Source organism: Saccharothrix isguenensis (assembly GCF_052936305.1).
In genome coordinates this window covers 4,813,112-4,827,448 of record NZ_CP193626.1, presented here as the reverse complement: position 1 = coordinate 4,827,448, position 14,337 = coordinate 4,813,112, and the positions used below count along the sequence as shown (strand labels likewise).

General features: G+C 68.7%; 13 protein-coding genes and 1 pseudogene. 10 read left to right on the top strand and 4 right to left on the bottom strand.

The features are described from left to right. Positions 1-2: 2 nt before the first annotated feature. The 4 genes from ACRAKI_RS21630 (at position 3) to ACRAKI_RS21615 (ending at position 4,684) form a co-directional block, all read left to right on the top strand. Positions 3-995, top strand: coding sequence for an ATP-binding cassette domain-containing protein (locus ACRAKI_RS21630; protein ID WP_447002327.1), 993 nt, complete (start codon positions 3-5; stop codon positions 993-995). Then, the gene (locus ACRAKI_RS21625) at positions 995-1,810 is read left to right on the top strand and encodes an ABC transporter permease (protein WP_447002326.1); all 816 of its coding nucleotides are present in this window, start codon (positions 995-997) and stop codon (positions 1,808-1,810) included. The genes ACRAKI_RS21630 and ACRAKI_RS21625 overlap by 1 nt, the downstream gene beginning before the upstream one ends. Before the next feature lie 32 nt (positions 1,811-1,842). Next, complete coding sequence (locus tag ACRAKI_RS21620; protein ID WP_447002325.1) at positions 1,843-2,868, top strand: diiron oxygenase; 1,026 nt, start codon at positions 1,843-1,845, stop codon at positions 2,866-2,868. 367 nt (positions 2,869-3,235) lie between these two features. Next, positions 3,236-4,684 carry a BTAD domain-containing putative transcriptional regulator gene (locus tag ACRAKI_RS21615; RefSeq protein WP_447002324.1) on the top strand — a complete coding sequence of 483 codons (1,449 nt, stop codon included), beginning with the start codon at positions 3,236-3,238 and terminating at the stop codon, positions 4,682-4,684. A 293-nt stretch (positions 4,685-4,977) separates the two neighbouring features. On the opposite strand, the gene ACRAKI_RS21610 is transcribed toward ACRAKI_RS21615, so the two are convergent. Then, positions 4,978-5,481 (bottom strand): hypothetical protein, encoded by a 504-nt coding sequence (locus ACRAKI_RS21610; protein ID WP_447002323.1) that lies wholly within the window; start codon positions 5,479-5,481, stop codon positions 4,978-4,980. A gap of 416 nt (positions 5,482-5,897) precedes the next feature. Here ACRAKI_RS21610 and ACRAKI_RS21605 point away from each other — a divergent pair, with 416 nt between their 5' ends. Genes ACRAKI_RS21605 through ACRAKI_RS21580 form a run of 6 tightly spaced genes read left to right on the top strand, consistent with a single transcriptional unit; the run spans position 5,898 to position 12,370 of the window. After that, positions 5,898-7,520, top strand: a complete 1,623-nt coding sequence (locus ACRAKI_RS21605) for a B12-binding domain-containing radical SAM protein (RefSeq protein ID WP_447002322.1) — start codon at positions 5,898-5,900, stop codon at positions 7,518-7,520. Between the two features lie 39 nt (positions 7,521-7,559). Further along, positions 7,560-9,029, top strand: coding sequence for a coproporphyrinogen-III oxidase family protein (locus tag ACRAKI_RS21600; RefSeq protein WP_447002321.1), 1,470 nt, complete (start codon positions 7,560-7,562; stop codon positions 9,027-9,029). Continuing rightward, the gene (locus ACRAKI_RS21595; RefSeq protein ID WP_447002320.1) at positions 9,026-9,634 is read left to right on the top strand and encodes an HAD family hydrolase; all 609 of its coding nucleotides are present in this window, start codon (positions 9,026-9,028) and stop codon (positions 9,632-9,634) included. Before ACRAKI_RS21600 ends, ACRAKI_RS21595 begins: the two co-directional genes overlap by 4 nt. Continuing rightward, positions 9,631-10,413, top strand: coding sequence for a GNAT family N-acetyltransferase (locus ACRAKI_RS21590; RefSeq protein ID WP_447002319.1), 783 nt, complete (start codon positions 9,631-9,633; stop codon positions 10,411-10,413). The genes ACRAKI_RS21595 and ACRAKI_RS21590 overlap by 4 nt, the downstream gene beginning before the upstream one ends. Continuing rightward, positions 10,410-11,399 (top strand): M20/M25/M40 family metallo-hydrolase, encoded by a 990-nt coding sequence (locus tag ACRAKI_RS21585; protein WP_447002318.1) that lies wholly within the window; start codon positions 10,410-10,412, stop codon positions 11,397-11,399. The genes ACRAKI_RS21590 and ACRAKI_RS21585 overlap by 4 nt, the downstream gene beginning before the upstream one ends. After that, positions 11,396-12,370 (top strand): hypothetical protein, encoded by a 975-nt coding sequence (locus ACRAKI_RS21580; RefSeq protein ID WP_447002317.1) that lies wholly within the window; start codon positions 11,396-11,398, stop codon positions 12,368-12,370. The genes ACRAKI_RS21585 and ACRAKI_RS21580 overlap by 4 nt, the downstream gene beginning before the upstream one ends. 63 nt (positions 12,371-12,433) lie before the next feature. On the opposite strand, the pseudogene ACRAKI_RS21575 reads toward ACRAKI_RS21580, so the two are convergent. The 3 genes and pseudogenes from ACRAKI_RS21575 to ACRAKI_RS21565 all read right to left on the bottom strand — a co-directional run. Further along, positions 12,434-12,637: pseudogene (locus tag ACRAKI_RS21575) on the bottom strand (integrase core domain-containing protein); the annotation flags it as partial. 60 nt (positions 12,638-12,697) lie between these two features. Next, positions 12,698-13,177 (bottom strand): integrase, encoded by a 480-nt coding sequence (locus tag ACRAKI_RS21570; protein ID WP_447002316.1) that lies wholly within the window; start codon positions 13,175-13,177, stop codon positions 12,698-12,700. Beyond that, complete coding sequence (locus tag ACRAKI_RS21565) at positions 13,174-13,503, bottom strand: integrase (protein WP_447002315.1); 330 nt, start codon at positions 13,501-13,503, stop codon at positions 13,174-13,176. Before ACRAKI_RS21565 ends, ACRAKI_RS21570 begins: the two co-directional genes overlap by 4 nt. Positions 13,504-14,337: the final 834 nt, after the last annotated feature.

The following is a 14,337-nucleotide window of genomic DNA, read 5'->3' as shown; positions in this document are numbered from 1 at the left end:
TCATGGACGGCATCGTCACCCGATCCCTGCGCAAGAGCTTCCCGGTCCGCGACCGGCTGTTCGGGCGCAGCCGGGAGCACGTCGCGGTCGACGGCCTCACGCTCACCGTCCCACCCGGCTCGGTGACCGGGCTGCTCGGCCTCAACGGAGCGGGCAAGACCACCACGATCAAGGTGCTGGCGACGTTGCTGCGGCCCACGTCCGGCACTGTCGCGGTCGACGGCCTCGACGTCGTGACGCAGGCCCGCGACGTGCGGCGGCGGATCAACCTCATCGCGGGCGGCGAGCGGATGGTGTATGCCCGGATGACCGGCCGGGAGAACCTGCGCTACTTCGGCCTGCTCTACGGCGTCCCGACGAAGGTGCTGCACCGGCGGGTCGACGAACTGCTGGACCTGGTGGGCCTGACCGACGCGGGCGACACCGTCGTGGAGCGGTACTCGCGGGGCATGACGCAGCGGCTGTCGATCGCCCGGGGACTGGTCAACGATCCCGCCTACCTGCTGCTCGACGAGCCCACGCTCGGGTTGGACGCGCCCGTCGCCCGTGACCTGCGCCGGGTCGTCGCATCCCTGGCGGCACAGGGCAAGGGCGTGCTGCTGACCTCGCACTACCTCACCGAGGTGGAGGAACTGTGCGCGAACGTCTACGTCATCGCCGGCGGACGTCACCTGGCTGAGGGCACCCCCGCCCAGCTCACCGCGGCGACCGGCGGCAACCGGACGGTGCGCGTCACCGTTGCCCGGCACTGCACCTCGCTGGCGGCGGCCGTCGCCGAGTTCGCGGACCGGCTGGGCGTCACCGCGACGTGCGAGCCGGACGAGGAAGGCGGCGTGGTGGTCAGCCTCGGCCACCCGGACGACGTCGCCGGACCGCTGGTGACGGCGATCGTCGCGGCGGGTGGTGCGGTGACCGGGCTGGAACTGGGTGAGCCGTCGCTGGAGGACGCGATCATCGCGCTGGCGGGCGGCGCACCGGAACCGGTGGTGGTCTGATGGCCGTGCTCGGCATCCTCCGGGCGGAGGCGCTCAAGCAGCGACGGCGGCTCGGCGGCAGCAAGCTGGTGTTCTTCTCGATGCTGCTGTGGCCGGCGCTGGAACTGGCCGGCGCCTTCTACACGGTGCGGCCGGTGATGACGGCCGCGGCGGCCGAGCGGTGGCCCGCCGCCGCCGACGAGCACCAGCTGTTCGCGTTCCTGGCCACCGGCGCGCTGGGGTTCACGTTCTTCTTCGCCCAGGTGCAGTCCGCGTGGCACTTCTCGTTCGAACGGCAGACCGGCACGATGGAACTGCTGTTCCTGTCGCCCGCGAACCGGCTGGTGCTGGTGATCGCGAACGGCGCGGGCGCGCTGGTGCAGAACACGTGGGTGTTCACCTGCTTCACCGCCGCCATGCTGACCGCGTTCGACGTGGTCCGGGTCGCGCACCCGGCGATGTTCCTGGTGGTGTTCCTGGCTTTGCTGCTCCCGGCGGTGGCGTGGGGCGCGCTGCTCAACTCGCTGTTGATCTTCTCGCGCGATTCGGCGTTCCTGTTCATTCTGTTCAGCGAGCCGATGGCGTTCGCTAGCGGGGTGCGGCTGCCGGTCTTCGCCCTGCCGACGTGGGTCGGCGCGATCGCGTCGCTGCTGCCGTTGACGGGGAGTCTGATCGTGGTGCGCGGCGCGTTGCTGGACGCCGACGGGCTCGGCGAACTCGCGCCGCACCTGGCGGGGCTCGGGGCATTGAGCGCGGTGCTGATCCTGCTGGCGGCCGTGGTGCTGCGCGTCGGCGAGCACCGCGCGCGGCGGACCGGGCGGCTGCGGCTGTTCTGACCGACGGGACCTGACGAAAAGGGGAAGCTGGGATGTGCGGTACGGCTGGGATGTTCGTCGGGTGCGCCGCGGTGTCGTTCTGCCCGCGCACGCTGCTCGCGCCGAAGCCGCCTGCGGTGGAAGGCGACGAGTACCGCAGTCCGTTCGGCTCCTGGCACGAGCGGTCGAGCGTCCGCGTCGCGCCGCGGCGGGTGCTGGGCGAGGGCGACGAGGCGCGGCATTTCTTCTCCCCGGACATGGTGCCGGTCGCCCGTCACCCGCTGGTGCGGCGGTTGCCGCCCGGTGTGTTCCGGGAGGTGCTGGTGCAGCACCTGTACCGCTACCTCGACTTCACCGCGAAGCTCGAATACCTGGTGGTGAACCGGACCGTCGCGGGCATCGCGCACGGCTCGGTCGGCGTGGAGCTGCCGGAGGAGATGAGGTTCGACGCGCTCAAGATCTACTGCGACGAGGCGTACCACGCGCTGTTCTCGGCCGACCTGGCCCGGCAGGCGCGGGACCTGTCGGGGGTGGCGCCGGTGCTGCCCGCCGAGCCGTTCTTCCTGCGCCGGCTGCGGGAGATCCAGGAGGCGTCGCCGCCGGAGTTCCGACCGTTGGTCGAGCTGGTGTTCGTGATCGTGTCGGAGACGTTGATCTCGGCGACGCTGGCCGACGTGCCGGTGGACGAGGCCGTGGTGCCCGCCGTCCGCGAGGTCATCCGGGACCACGCCGTGGACGAGGGTAGGCACCACGCGTATTTCGCCGCGTTCCTCCGGATCATGTGGGGCCAGTTGGACGAGCGGGCGCGCGACTTCACCGCGCGGGTCGCGCCGTCGCTGATCGACGCGTTCCTGCGGCCGGACTTCGACGCGGTGCGTGCGGAGGTGCGCGGGTACGGGCTCAGCGCGGACGAGGCAGAGCAGGTCGTCGCCGAGGTGTACCCGGACGAGGTGGTGCGCGAGTTCTCCCGGACGACGGCGCAGCAGACGGTCCGGTACTTCCACGCGCTCGGCGTGCTGGGCCGGCCGGGGGCGGGCGAGGAGTTCGCCAGGCTGGGGCTCGTCGAGGACGCGGTGTGAAGAATTTTTCGGGGACGCCGGGATTTCACTGTGGATTTCCGTAATTGCTTCCGGACTGCTGTCGGGAATCACGAACGGGGGCCTGTGTGGTCACGAGGTGATCATGCGCGACTATGCGGTCTCGTCCGTCCCGGTACCGACACTGACCTGGTAAGACCAATCCCCGGCCGCGCTCGGTGACGTTCTTGTGGCCCTTCTGGCGCAACGGTTGTGCCAATGGTGTGAATCCCTGCGTCCGTTCCGCTGAGTGCGCCGCCCTTGACAGCGTAATCACGCTGGGGCGGAGGTAGCATCCGAAACCTGGGGGTGGAGTTCGGTGGACTTGCGCTTACTGGGGGAAGTGTCGCTATCGGTCGACGGTCGCGCGGTGGATCTCGGATCGGCGCGTCAGCGGTGCGTGCTCGCGGCGTTGGCGGTCGACGTCGGACGCGTGGTGTCCACCGACCGGATGATCGAGCGGATCTGGGGCAACGGGCCGCCGTTGCGGGTGCGGGCCACGCTCCTGACGTACCTGTCCCGGTTGCGCCGGGTGCTCGCGGACGTGGACGGGATCGACATCGTTCGGCGGTCCGGCGGGTACCTGCTCAACGTCGCCCCGGCGGACGTGGACCTGCACGTGTTCCGCGGCCTCTGCGCCCGTGCGCGAGGGGTGGAGGACGCGGAGGCGGTGGAGCTGCTGCACGAGGCGTCGCGGTTGTGGCGCGGTGAGGCGTTCACGGGGCTGGGCGGTGACTGGGCGCTGGCCGAGCGGGACCGGCTACACCAGGACCGGGTGAACGCCGAGAGCGACCTCGCCGACGCGCTGCTGCGGCTGGGCCACGGCGAGGACCTGGTGCCGGAGTTGTTCGCCCGTGCCGCCGCGAATCCCGTGGACGAACGCGTGGCGCGGCAGTACATGCTGGCCCTGCACCGCGCCGGACGGCCCGCTGACGCGTTGGAGCACTACCGGCAGTTCCGCGTTCGGCTGGTGGAGAACCTGGGCGCCGATCCCGGCGCGCCGCTCCAGCACCTGCACCTGCGTATCCTCGACGCCGACCCCAGCCTGTCCGAGCCCGCGCCGCCGCCGACGACCGTCGAGGCGACGACACCGGTGCCACGCCAGCTGCCGCCCGCGCCGCCACACTTCACCGGCCGGTGCGCGGAGCTCGCCGCTCTCGACGCGAGCGCGCTGCACGGCGTTCGTCGCACGGTGGGGATCACGGCGATCACGGGTGCGGCCGGCATGGGCAAGACGTGGCTAGCGCTGCACTGGGCGCACCACAATGCGGACCGGTTCCCGGACGGCCAGCTGTACGTCGACTTCGGACGTGGCGGCAGGCGGATGAGCCCGGACGTGGCGGTGCGGGGGTTCCTGGACGCGCTCGGCGTCGCGCCCGGCGCGATCCCGCCGGACCCGCAGGCCCGGATCGGGTTGTACCGGAGCCTGGTGGCGGACAAGCGGTTGCTGGTGGTGGCGGACAACGTGCGCAGCGCCGACCAGGTCGCGGCGCTTCTGCCGGGCAGTCCGACGTGCATGGTGGTGGTGACGAGCCGGGACGGGCTGATCGAGCTGTTCACCCGGCACGGCGGTCACGCGCTCCCGGTGGACCGCCTGACCCGGCTGGAAGCCCGTGAAATCCTGACCACCAGACTGGGCCGAACCCGACTGCTGGCGGAACCGGAAGCAGTGGAAGACCTCCTGTCCCGCTGCGCGGGCTTCCCCCTGGCACTGAGCGTAGTGGCCTACCGCGCCGCGGCGGACCCACACCTACCCCTGTCCGCCCTGGCCACCGAACTCCACACCGCCATCCGCCACCGTGCGGCGGTAGTCGCCTGACCCCGACGTGGCCCCTGTCGTACGTGCGATCGTCAGTTGACGATCTCCTCGTCGTCCGACGGCACTCGCACGACCTCGAAAAGGTCTTCGAACTGCGGAGGAGCGAGAGCGGTCGACGCGCCGCCGATGAACGCCGAGCCCGGCTGGAGTCCCGGTGCGCACCTTGTGACGATGCTCCGTTTGACCTCCATGATCTTGGCGACCGCGTAGTCGGAGGAGAAGGCCGCCGATTGCGCCGCTCTGCCGAATACCTCGGCACGAAGCCGGACAGTGCGGGGCGTCGAGTACGTCCTTCACATCACGTGCGGCGCCGTCACAGCGCGCACGTCCAAGGCTGCCCTGCCTGCCATTTCGGCCGCCGCCCGAGCTTCCTCCGCCGCGCGATCAGCCGCCTCCATCGCGTCGATTGCGGTCTGCACAGCCGTTCCGCGGCAGAAACGGCGCGGACGTCCCGGATGAGCGAGGACACCGCCTCTGAGAACATGCTGCCGTCGGCACCTCGGCGAGCAGCGGCGCAGGTAGTCGGGAGGGCAGTAGGCGGCGGGTCGGGCCTTCGCGTCCTCGTCGTCGGCGTCGGCCGACAGGTAGCCCACCTCGACGTGGTCGATACCGGCACTCACCGACGCTCGCACCAGCTCGATCGCGTCGGACAAAGACCAGGAATGCTCGTTCAGGTACCCGCCATCGCGCAAGGTGACGTCACAGATCTGCACTCGGCGCACGTCCATTGCGGACAGTTCCGCCACCCTGCCGGATTCCGACATAATTGCCCCGAGGTCGTGCCGTTGTGTGCGCATGCGCGAATCCGCGCGTAAACGTAACGATCCCCAGCCTCATCCCCCTGGGCGCTCTCCGCCACGGCTTCGGCTTGGCAGGCTACCCATGCTCGGCAGGCGGAAGTCTATGGTCTGATCGAGTGATTATCGCAAGTGGTGAATCCGCATGACCAGCACGCCGCTTGATCGGGGTCCCATGATGTGGGCTTCTGCTTGGCGACTTGGGGATCTTGGGTTACCCTGCGTTTAGGTGAACTCGATCGTGGTTGTTTACGGGACCTCGATCGTGATGCCGTTTGGGTCGAACCCGGGGGTGGGTTCGACCTGGGGGTTCTGCGTGGCGCCGACTTTGTCGCCGGGGTGGAATATCGGATCATTCGATCAGTGGGCGTGTGGGCGCTGGTCGCACTTTGTTCTGTCTTCGACCAGGGGGGAAAATGCGTCTTGTCTACGCACCGTCGGCGCGTCGCATCGTGCCTTACCCGCCCGTCGGGATAGCCGTGCTCGCGGCCCAACTCGGTCACGCCGGGCTCGACGCCACGGCGTACGACCTGGAGATGGAATTGGCGTGGGAGCGCGTCCTCGGGGAGAGTTGCCTGCTGTACGAGTCTGGTCTGGACAGCGACACCGTGCTGCGCGAAGCGCTCGACGACGAGGTAGCGGAGTACGGCGCGAAGCTGTGGCGGGCCATCGACGGCAGCGCCGACCACGACGTCGCGATTTCGGTGATGGGCTACGAGCAGGTCGCCTCGGCGTTGCTGCTCGCCAGGGTGGCGCTCTCGAACGGCTGCCGCGTCGTCTTCGGCGGCCAGTTCTTCACCCCCGCCTCCGCCAACGAGGTGCTGACCGCGCTGCTGCCGTTCGGCGTGGTGACGGTGGTGGTCGGCGACGGGTGGGACGCGGTCGAGGCATTTGCCCGGGGCGCGTCGCCTGACCGGATCCCCAACGGCGTGACCGCCACGCCCCGCGGCCCGGTTGCCGGGCCGGTGGTGGCCGCCAAGAGCCTTCCGCCGCAGCCGGATTACTCATGGGTGCGGTGGGACCGCTACGAACTCTTCGGCGCGGCGACGTACCGGGACTCACAGCCGGTCCGCCGTGCGCACCTGTACGTGTGGGACAAGCAGTGCAACTTCCGCTGCGCGTTCTGCCGGGTCGCCACCGGCAGCCGGGCGGTGCTGACCCCGCCGCAGACCGCGGTCACCTCCTTCGAGGGCCTGATCGGGCAGGGCGTGCGCCAGTTGAACTTCATGACCAACGAGCTCAACCCGTCCCGCAAGTACATGCTGCGGTTCCTCGACGCGATGGAGGAGGCGGGCTGCGTCGGCTCCGACTGGTTCACCTACGTGCGCGCGGATCGGCTGGAAACCGACGACCTCGCCCGGATGCGGGCGGTCGGCGGCAGGCTCGCCCGCTACGGCGTGGAGTCCGGCTCCCAACGGCTCTTGGACCTGATGCGCAAGGACTACCACGTGCCGACGATGGAGCGCACGCTGCACGCGGCCGCCGACGTCGACATCTGGAACCACGTGAACTTCCTGATCGGTTTCCCCGGCGAGGAGGAATCCGACATAGACGAGACGATCCGGTTCCTCGACCGCAACGCGGCGAACATCCACTCGGTCCGGATCAACCCGTTCTACCTGCCGCCCGAGACGCCGATCGCGCGTGATCCCGGTGCGTTCGGCATCGAACTCGCCGGCTTCGACTCGGGGTGGTGGAAGTACCGCAACGCCGACGGGGGCGAACCGGACGCGGACGCCGTGGTCAGGCGGGTCAAGCGCGTGTCCGAGCACTGCGCCTCGTTGGGCATCGGATTCGCGGGCACCGATCCGTTCTTCCTGCTCGACGTGATCAGCCGGTACGACCGGCGCGATGAGGCCCTCCGGTACCTGCAGGACGAGTTCTCGTTCTTCTGGGTACCCGCGCCCACCGACGCGTACAAAGCCCTGATCGGTGGTTACGAGGTCAGGTCGGACTGGAAGGACATCGCGCTGAAGAGGCAGAGGAACTACGCGCTGTCGCTGCGTGGAGCGGGCGGCTCGGGCAGGTGCACGGACTAGCGCAGTACCTCGTGAACTATCCGCAGGGGGGATGACGTCGTGGCATTCGTGCCGGCCGCCGAGTTACGCAGGCAGATCAAGCAGGACAACGACAACATGGTGCTCGACGCGGAGACCGAGGAACGGATCGACGCTGCTTATCGCGAGATCGACTGGACCGGGTTGGCCTCCGACGGTTTCGACAAGAACGGCGACTACTGCTTCATCTACAGCTACCCGCCGGTGCGGACCCTGAAGTCCATCCGGTCGGACGAGATGTTCGACGCCTCGCCCCTGGAACCCAAGAGCGATTCGTTGAACATGTACCTGCACATCCCCTACTGCAGCGGGATCTGCTCGTACTGCTACTTCGCCAAGGTCGTCGACAACGGCAACTCCGAGGTGCTCAAGGACGAGTACATCGACCTCTTGATCTGGGAGATCGCCGACAAGCTGGAGCGGTACAACCCGAACGCGCACATCTCCACCGTGCACTTCGGTGGCGGCACGCCGTCGATCCTTGAACCGCGGCAGATCAAGAAGATCATGGACTACCTCCACACGCTGCGCACCGACGACGGCATGGAGGTCACCTTCGAGTGCGCGCCGGAGACCGTCCACGACAACCTCGACAAGCTGCGCGTCCTGATGGACAACGGCGTCACGCGGGTCAACCTCGGTGTCGAGAGCCTGGACGACCGGGTCCTGAAGATCATGGCACGCAGGCACGGCGCGGACATGACGCGTCGGGCACTGGACAACATCCGGACCGCGGGGTTCGACAACGTCAACGTCGACCTGATCTACGCGCTGCCCGGCCAGTCGCTGGCTTCGTGGGTGCAGACCATGCGCGAGATCTGCTCGTGGCGGTTGGAGTCGGTGAGCGTCTACCGGCTGCGGCAGCACCCGATGAAGCGGATCTCCAAGCTGGAGCAGGACCTGTACCCATCCTACGAGGACGGACTGCACATGCAGTTGGCCCACGGCCTGGTCATGGGCGACGGCGACTACATGCGGGTGCAGAGCCACAAGTACGCGATCGCCCAGCAGAAGATCCAGCAGCAGACCGAGCGCAAGCGCGGCGTCAGCCAGACTCAGCTGCTCAGCGCGGGCTGCGGTTCCTATGGGTTTCTGAACTCCACCTTCTACTGGAACACCAAGTCGCTGGGCGAGTGGGGTGCCGCGGTGCGCGACCGCAAGCACCCGACGTGGGTGGGGGAGACACTGGACCTGGACGGCACGATGCGCAAGAGCATGGTGCTCGGCGTGCACACCAGCCAGGGCATCTCGCGGACGGAGTTCGTCGAGAAGTTCGGCCGCGACCCGTTGGACGTGTTCGGTCCCGAGATCGCGAAGGCCGAGCGGCTGGGTCTGTTCACGGTGACCGACGACGCGATCCGGCCGACGGAACTGGGTTACTTCTTCGGCGACGAGCTGAGCGTCATGTTCTACTCGCCGGCCGTCCGCGGGCAGTTGGACGCGCTCGGCATGAAGTACGGCATGTTCTTCGAACAGGATCGTTACGCGTGACCGGCCGCGTGGTTGCGTTGGACGCGATGGGAGTGCTCTACCGGCACGCCGACGACGTCGCCGACCTGCTGGCCCCGTACGTCCGGGAGCGCGGTTGCGCGTTGAGCGATGAGGAGATCGAAGCCGCCTACCGGCTTTGCAGCTCGGGTGAGTTCGACTCCGCCGAGCTGTGGCGCAGGCTCGGTGTCCCGGCGACGGCGTCGGACACCGAGTACTGCGGGCTGCACGAGCTGTCCGACGGCGTGCCGGAGCTGTTGGACGAACTGGTGGCGGCGGGCTTCAGGGTGGCGTGCCTGAGCAACGACGTCAGCGAGTGGTCGCTGCTACTGCGCCGCAGGTTCGGCCTCGACCGGTGGATCGACACCTGGGTGATCAGCGGCGACATCGGCGTGCGCAAGCCCGATCGGCGTGCCTACGAGCACCTGCTGGCCGCCGTGGGCGTCCCGGCGGTCGCCGTGCTGTTCGCCGACGACCGGCCGCGCAACGTCGCGGCGGCGGTGGACCTCGGCATCCGCGGTGTGGGGGTGGGGCAGCCGGCCGACCACGCTGGACCTGTAGTCACGGGGATGAGTGAGCTGGGCGCGGTGGTACGGCGGTGGAGTTGAGCACCTTCCCACCCGGCCGGCCGCTGCCCCGGGAGCTGCTGGACCTGGTGCAGCGGCTGTTCGTCACCTCCTACCACCGCTACCACTACCTGGAGGACCTGGCTCGGGCCGACCGCTTGGGGGTCGTCGCGCTCGACGGCGGTTCGGCGGTCGGCTACGCCTCTGCGCGCGTCGGCGCGCACTTGGTGTACCTGGCCAACCTCCTGGTCCACCGGGATCACCGGGGCAGCGGTCTCGGTCGACGGTTGGAGCAGGAGCGCTACCGCTGGTCCCGGGCGACCGGACTGCCCACCTACGTGAGCTGCACGTGCGACGACCCGGCCAGCCAGCAGCTCAAGCTGGACCTCGGTCTGCGCCCGGTCGCGGTGAAGCTCGGGTACCGCCGTGACGTCTCAGGCCCGGGCCGGCGCAGCAGTTCGGTGGTGTTCACCGACGCGCCGGTACGCATGAGCGATCCGCTCGGGCCGCAGGTGGCGCGCGACGACCGGCGGTTGCGCGTCAGGTTCACCGGGACGGTGGCGGAGGTGCTGGGTATGGCGCTGCGCACCGACCCCGAGTGGTACGCGGACCTGCTCGTCGGACCGGACGAGGCGGTGCTGCTCGGCGGCGTCCCCGAGCTCGCGTTCGCGGGCGTGGACGAGGACGTGCGGACCGGTCGCTGGCACGCGTGCTTCCAGGTTCGCAACCAGGCCTACCACCAGGGCGTGCAGGCCCAACCGGTCGTCGTGGAGGCTCCCGGCGGGCTGGCCGCCCACGTGCACCCGCGGGTGCGGTTGTGACCGACGTGGAGTTCACCCGACTGGCTCGGCTCGTGGCGCTCGACACCGTGAGTCCTCTGGACGAGCCCCGATTGGCGGCCTGTGCGGAGGAGTTGGCCGCTTGGGGTTGCCGCCGCATCGGTGAAGAGCTCCTCGGCCGGGGTGATCCGATGTCGCCGATCTGGCTGTACGGGCACGTGGACACCAAGCCGCCCCGACCAGGCGAGGACTGGCTGACCGACCCGTTCACGCTGACCGAGCAGGACGGCTCGTGGTTCGGGCTCGGCTCGTCGGATTCCAAGGCGCAGCTGCTGAACGCACTGCTGGTGACGGACCCGGACAGGCACTTCGTGCTGATCGACACGAGCGAGGAGCACGACGGCACGGCGGCGGCGGGTGAGTTCGTCGCCGCGCATGCGCCGCGGGCGCTGGTGGTCTGCGACGGAGCGTCCCCCGAAGGCGTGGACGCCTACACCGGCTACAGCGGGCAGGCCGACGGCGTGGTGCGGCTGAACACCGGACGTGCCCCGCAGCACCCCGCGCGGGGCGGCGGCGACGTCGTCGCCTTGGTGCGGTCGTTCCTGGACGACGCCCAGCGTCGGGGACTGCATGTCACGGTGACCGGGTTGTCGGCGCCCGCCACCGAGCGGTCGTTGAGCCTGCAACGCGTGGATTTGCGGTTCGACCTGCGGTTCGGCACCGCGGAGACTGCGCAGGTGCGGGAGCTGCTCGACGGGTGGCCGACCGAGCTGCGTCAGTGGATGGAGCCCGTCGAGGGCGAGGAACGGGTCGAGCTGCCCGGGCTCGTGGTCGCGGGCCGTGCCGCGTTCTCCAACCGGCTAGGCGCCCGCGGGCCGCTGGGGGTGCGGCACCTCCTGGTCGTCCCCGGCGCCGATACCGACAACCGCAACCACCAACCCAACGAGTTCATCAGACCCGAACGCATCCGGCGGCAACGCGCTGTCCTGCGGCGGGTCCTCGACCGGCTTGAGGAGTTCTACCGATGAGGACGATGACCGATGCGGGCATGGCCCGATCGAGGCTGTGGGGTCGGGTGGTCGAGCTGCGCGGCTTCCCCGACGCCGAACTGGCCGAGGTCCACGACACGTTCGCGGGCAGTGTCTCGCCGGCGGGTCCGGGGGAGGAGCCCGAACTGCTGGTCGAGCGCCGGTACGTCACCGTGCCGGTCGAGTTGGTGGAGCAGCGGCCCCGGCACCGGGGCGGGTCGTCGGCGCGGAAGTTCTTCCTCGACGCCAGCCCGTTCCACGCGGGCGAGCAGCACCGCGACATCGACGTGTGCGTGGACGGCGAGGGCCGCGAGGTCTACCGCGCCACCGGTCCGGCAGGCGACGCCGTGGTGCTGGCGGCCGACGGGCACGTGTCGTTGAGCGCTGAAGGCCTTTTGCCGCCCATGTTGCTCGCCGACGTCCTGGAGGACTGGCTGCTGTGCCGCGCCCGGGCGGTCCCGTCCGTCCAGGTGCACTGTGCGGCGTGGCTGGACGACGGCGTGTCGACCCTGGTGGTCGGCAGCTCCGGCGTCGGCAAGACCACGGAGCTGTTCCGCCACCTCGCCGGGGGCAGCGCATTCCTGTCCAACGACCGGGCGTTCCTGCGGATGGGGGAGCACGGCGTCGAGGTGTGCGGGTTCCCCCTGCCGGTCAACGTCGGGTGCGGCACGATCCGTTCTCTGGGGTTGGACCTGCCCGACCACGGCCTCGACGACCACGACAAGATCCGACTGCGCGCACCGGAAGTCGTCGAGCGGTTCGGCGCGGATTATGAGACGTGGTTCCCGGTGGCGCGCGTGGTGTGCGCATCGCTGGCCGATCTGGAGGACAACGTCTACTGGACCGAAGACGACTGCCATCCTTTCTGGATCGCGTCGTGGCGGCCGGGCCCGGTGATCGGCGACGTCCGGGACCGGCTGCGCGACGCGCTGGCTCCGCTCATCACGGAAGCCGCTCCCGTGCTGTCCTGACCAGCGGTTTCGTTGTCTCCGCCTGTGGGGTTCCAAAAGTCGGCCGCATCGCCTGACCTGCGGTTAGGCGGCTGTGGGTTCGTACTCGTTGATGAGGCCGCCGAGGACTGGTCGGCGGCGTATCGACGTGTAGCCCGGCTTTGCGGTCGGGTGGTCTGGTTGTGGTGGGGCGAGTTGCAGGGCTTGGTGTGGTCGGCGGTGGTTGTAGTGGGACGCGTAGTGCTGCAGCACTGTTCTGAGGTGGTGTTCGTTGATGATGAGCAGGCGATCGGTGACTTCGCGTCTGACGGTGCCGACGAACCGTTCGGCGTGAGCGTTGGCTCGTGGTCACCGTGGTGGGATCTTCACGACCTTGATGCTGGCGCCGGCGAGGACGGCGTCGAATGAGGTGGTGAACTGGCCGGCCCGGTCCCGGAGGAGGAACCGGAAGTCGTCGGCCCGATCGGCCAGGTCCATCAGCAGGTTGCGGGCCTGCTGGGTAGTCCAAGGACCATCGGGGTTGGTGGTGGCGCCGAGGATGTGGACGTAGCGGGTGGTGACTTCCATCACGAAGAACACGTACACGCGCTTGAGGGTGACGGCGCAGTCGACGTGGAAGAAGTCGCAGGCCAACATGCTCGCGGCCTGCGCGCGGAGGAACCCTCGCCAGGAGGTGTCGGTGTCGCGCTGGGGCGCGGGCGGTACCCGCAGGCGCTTGAGCACGCGGCGAACCGTTGCAGCGCCTACCCGGTGGCCGAGCTTGGGCAGCTCACCTTGGATCCTGCGGTAGCCCCAGCCGCTGTTCTCCCGCGCCATTCGTTCGATCAACGCCACGACGGTGTCGTTGACCGGCGGTCTGCCGGTGCGGTGGGGGTAGGTCCACTTTTCGCGACCAGGCGCCGGTGCCATCGCAGGAGGGTGCCCGGTGTCACCAAACGGTGCTCGTACAGCAGCCGGGGGAGTCGGCGCACCAGCGCGGCGAGCACCGCGCGATCGGCCCACTCCAGCCGCGGGCGGGGGTTGGTGCGGCGCAGTACGGCGACTTCGTACCGCAGCACCAGCAGCTCCAAGTCCTTGGCCGCTGATGACCGGCCGAGCAGGACCAGCCAGCCAACGAGCCGGACGAAGATCAGGTACAGCAGTCGTAGCGCCACGCCTCGCAATCCTGCATCTACGGCTCATGGTGCGCGATCACTGCAGCTCAGCGCTCAGGTGCAGAGTTGTGGAACTCCACAGGTGTCATGGGTTCCGGTCGGCACCGCTGCATCAGTGTGCAACGGGCATCGTTCCACCCGCGGAGAAGCTCGCCTGTTACGCATATCGGGTATAATAGTGGCGCCGAATGCTCGCGATTTTTCGGATGCAACTGCAACTGCCACTTCCTCTGCCATCTTGCCCCCCGTTTGACCCGGTCGCCGTTTAGGCGCCTAACTACGGGCCCGCATTTTGTCGCGTCAAAATTTCGAGGTTCTCACCCCTGTTAGGCCAGCATGGCACAACTCTTGAGGACTGTCCACCTGAACCGGCGAACCTCGTGATTTACTGGCCACTGTCCGGGTCAATGTCCACTCGGTAGAAGCTTGAGGTCTCAAGACGCCTTTAAGGTCGGTGTCGTGGCCCATCGGCGTTAGCTGAGGTCGCCCGAAGTCCATGTGGGTGACGAATAAACGATGCCCGGTGAAGCGTCGGGTAAGTGCCAGTGAGCCCCGCGCATGGGAAGCCACCGTGCGTGCGTGGATGGGACTCGGTCAGGAAGCCGACTGTGCGTCGATTCTGGTGTCGACACCGCTGAGCCATGGCGTTGCCCCGATGGTGGACGCGGTCTTCGCCTTGGGCGGAGCACTCCATCTCCAGGAGAACTTCGATGCCGAGAACTTCGTGCACGCTGTCTCGGGGAGAAGGAGATCTCGTGGACGTTCATGGCGACGAACCACGTGTTCCAGCTCATCGACCACCTACACGAGCGGGGAATCCGCGACAATGTCGCG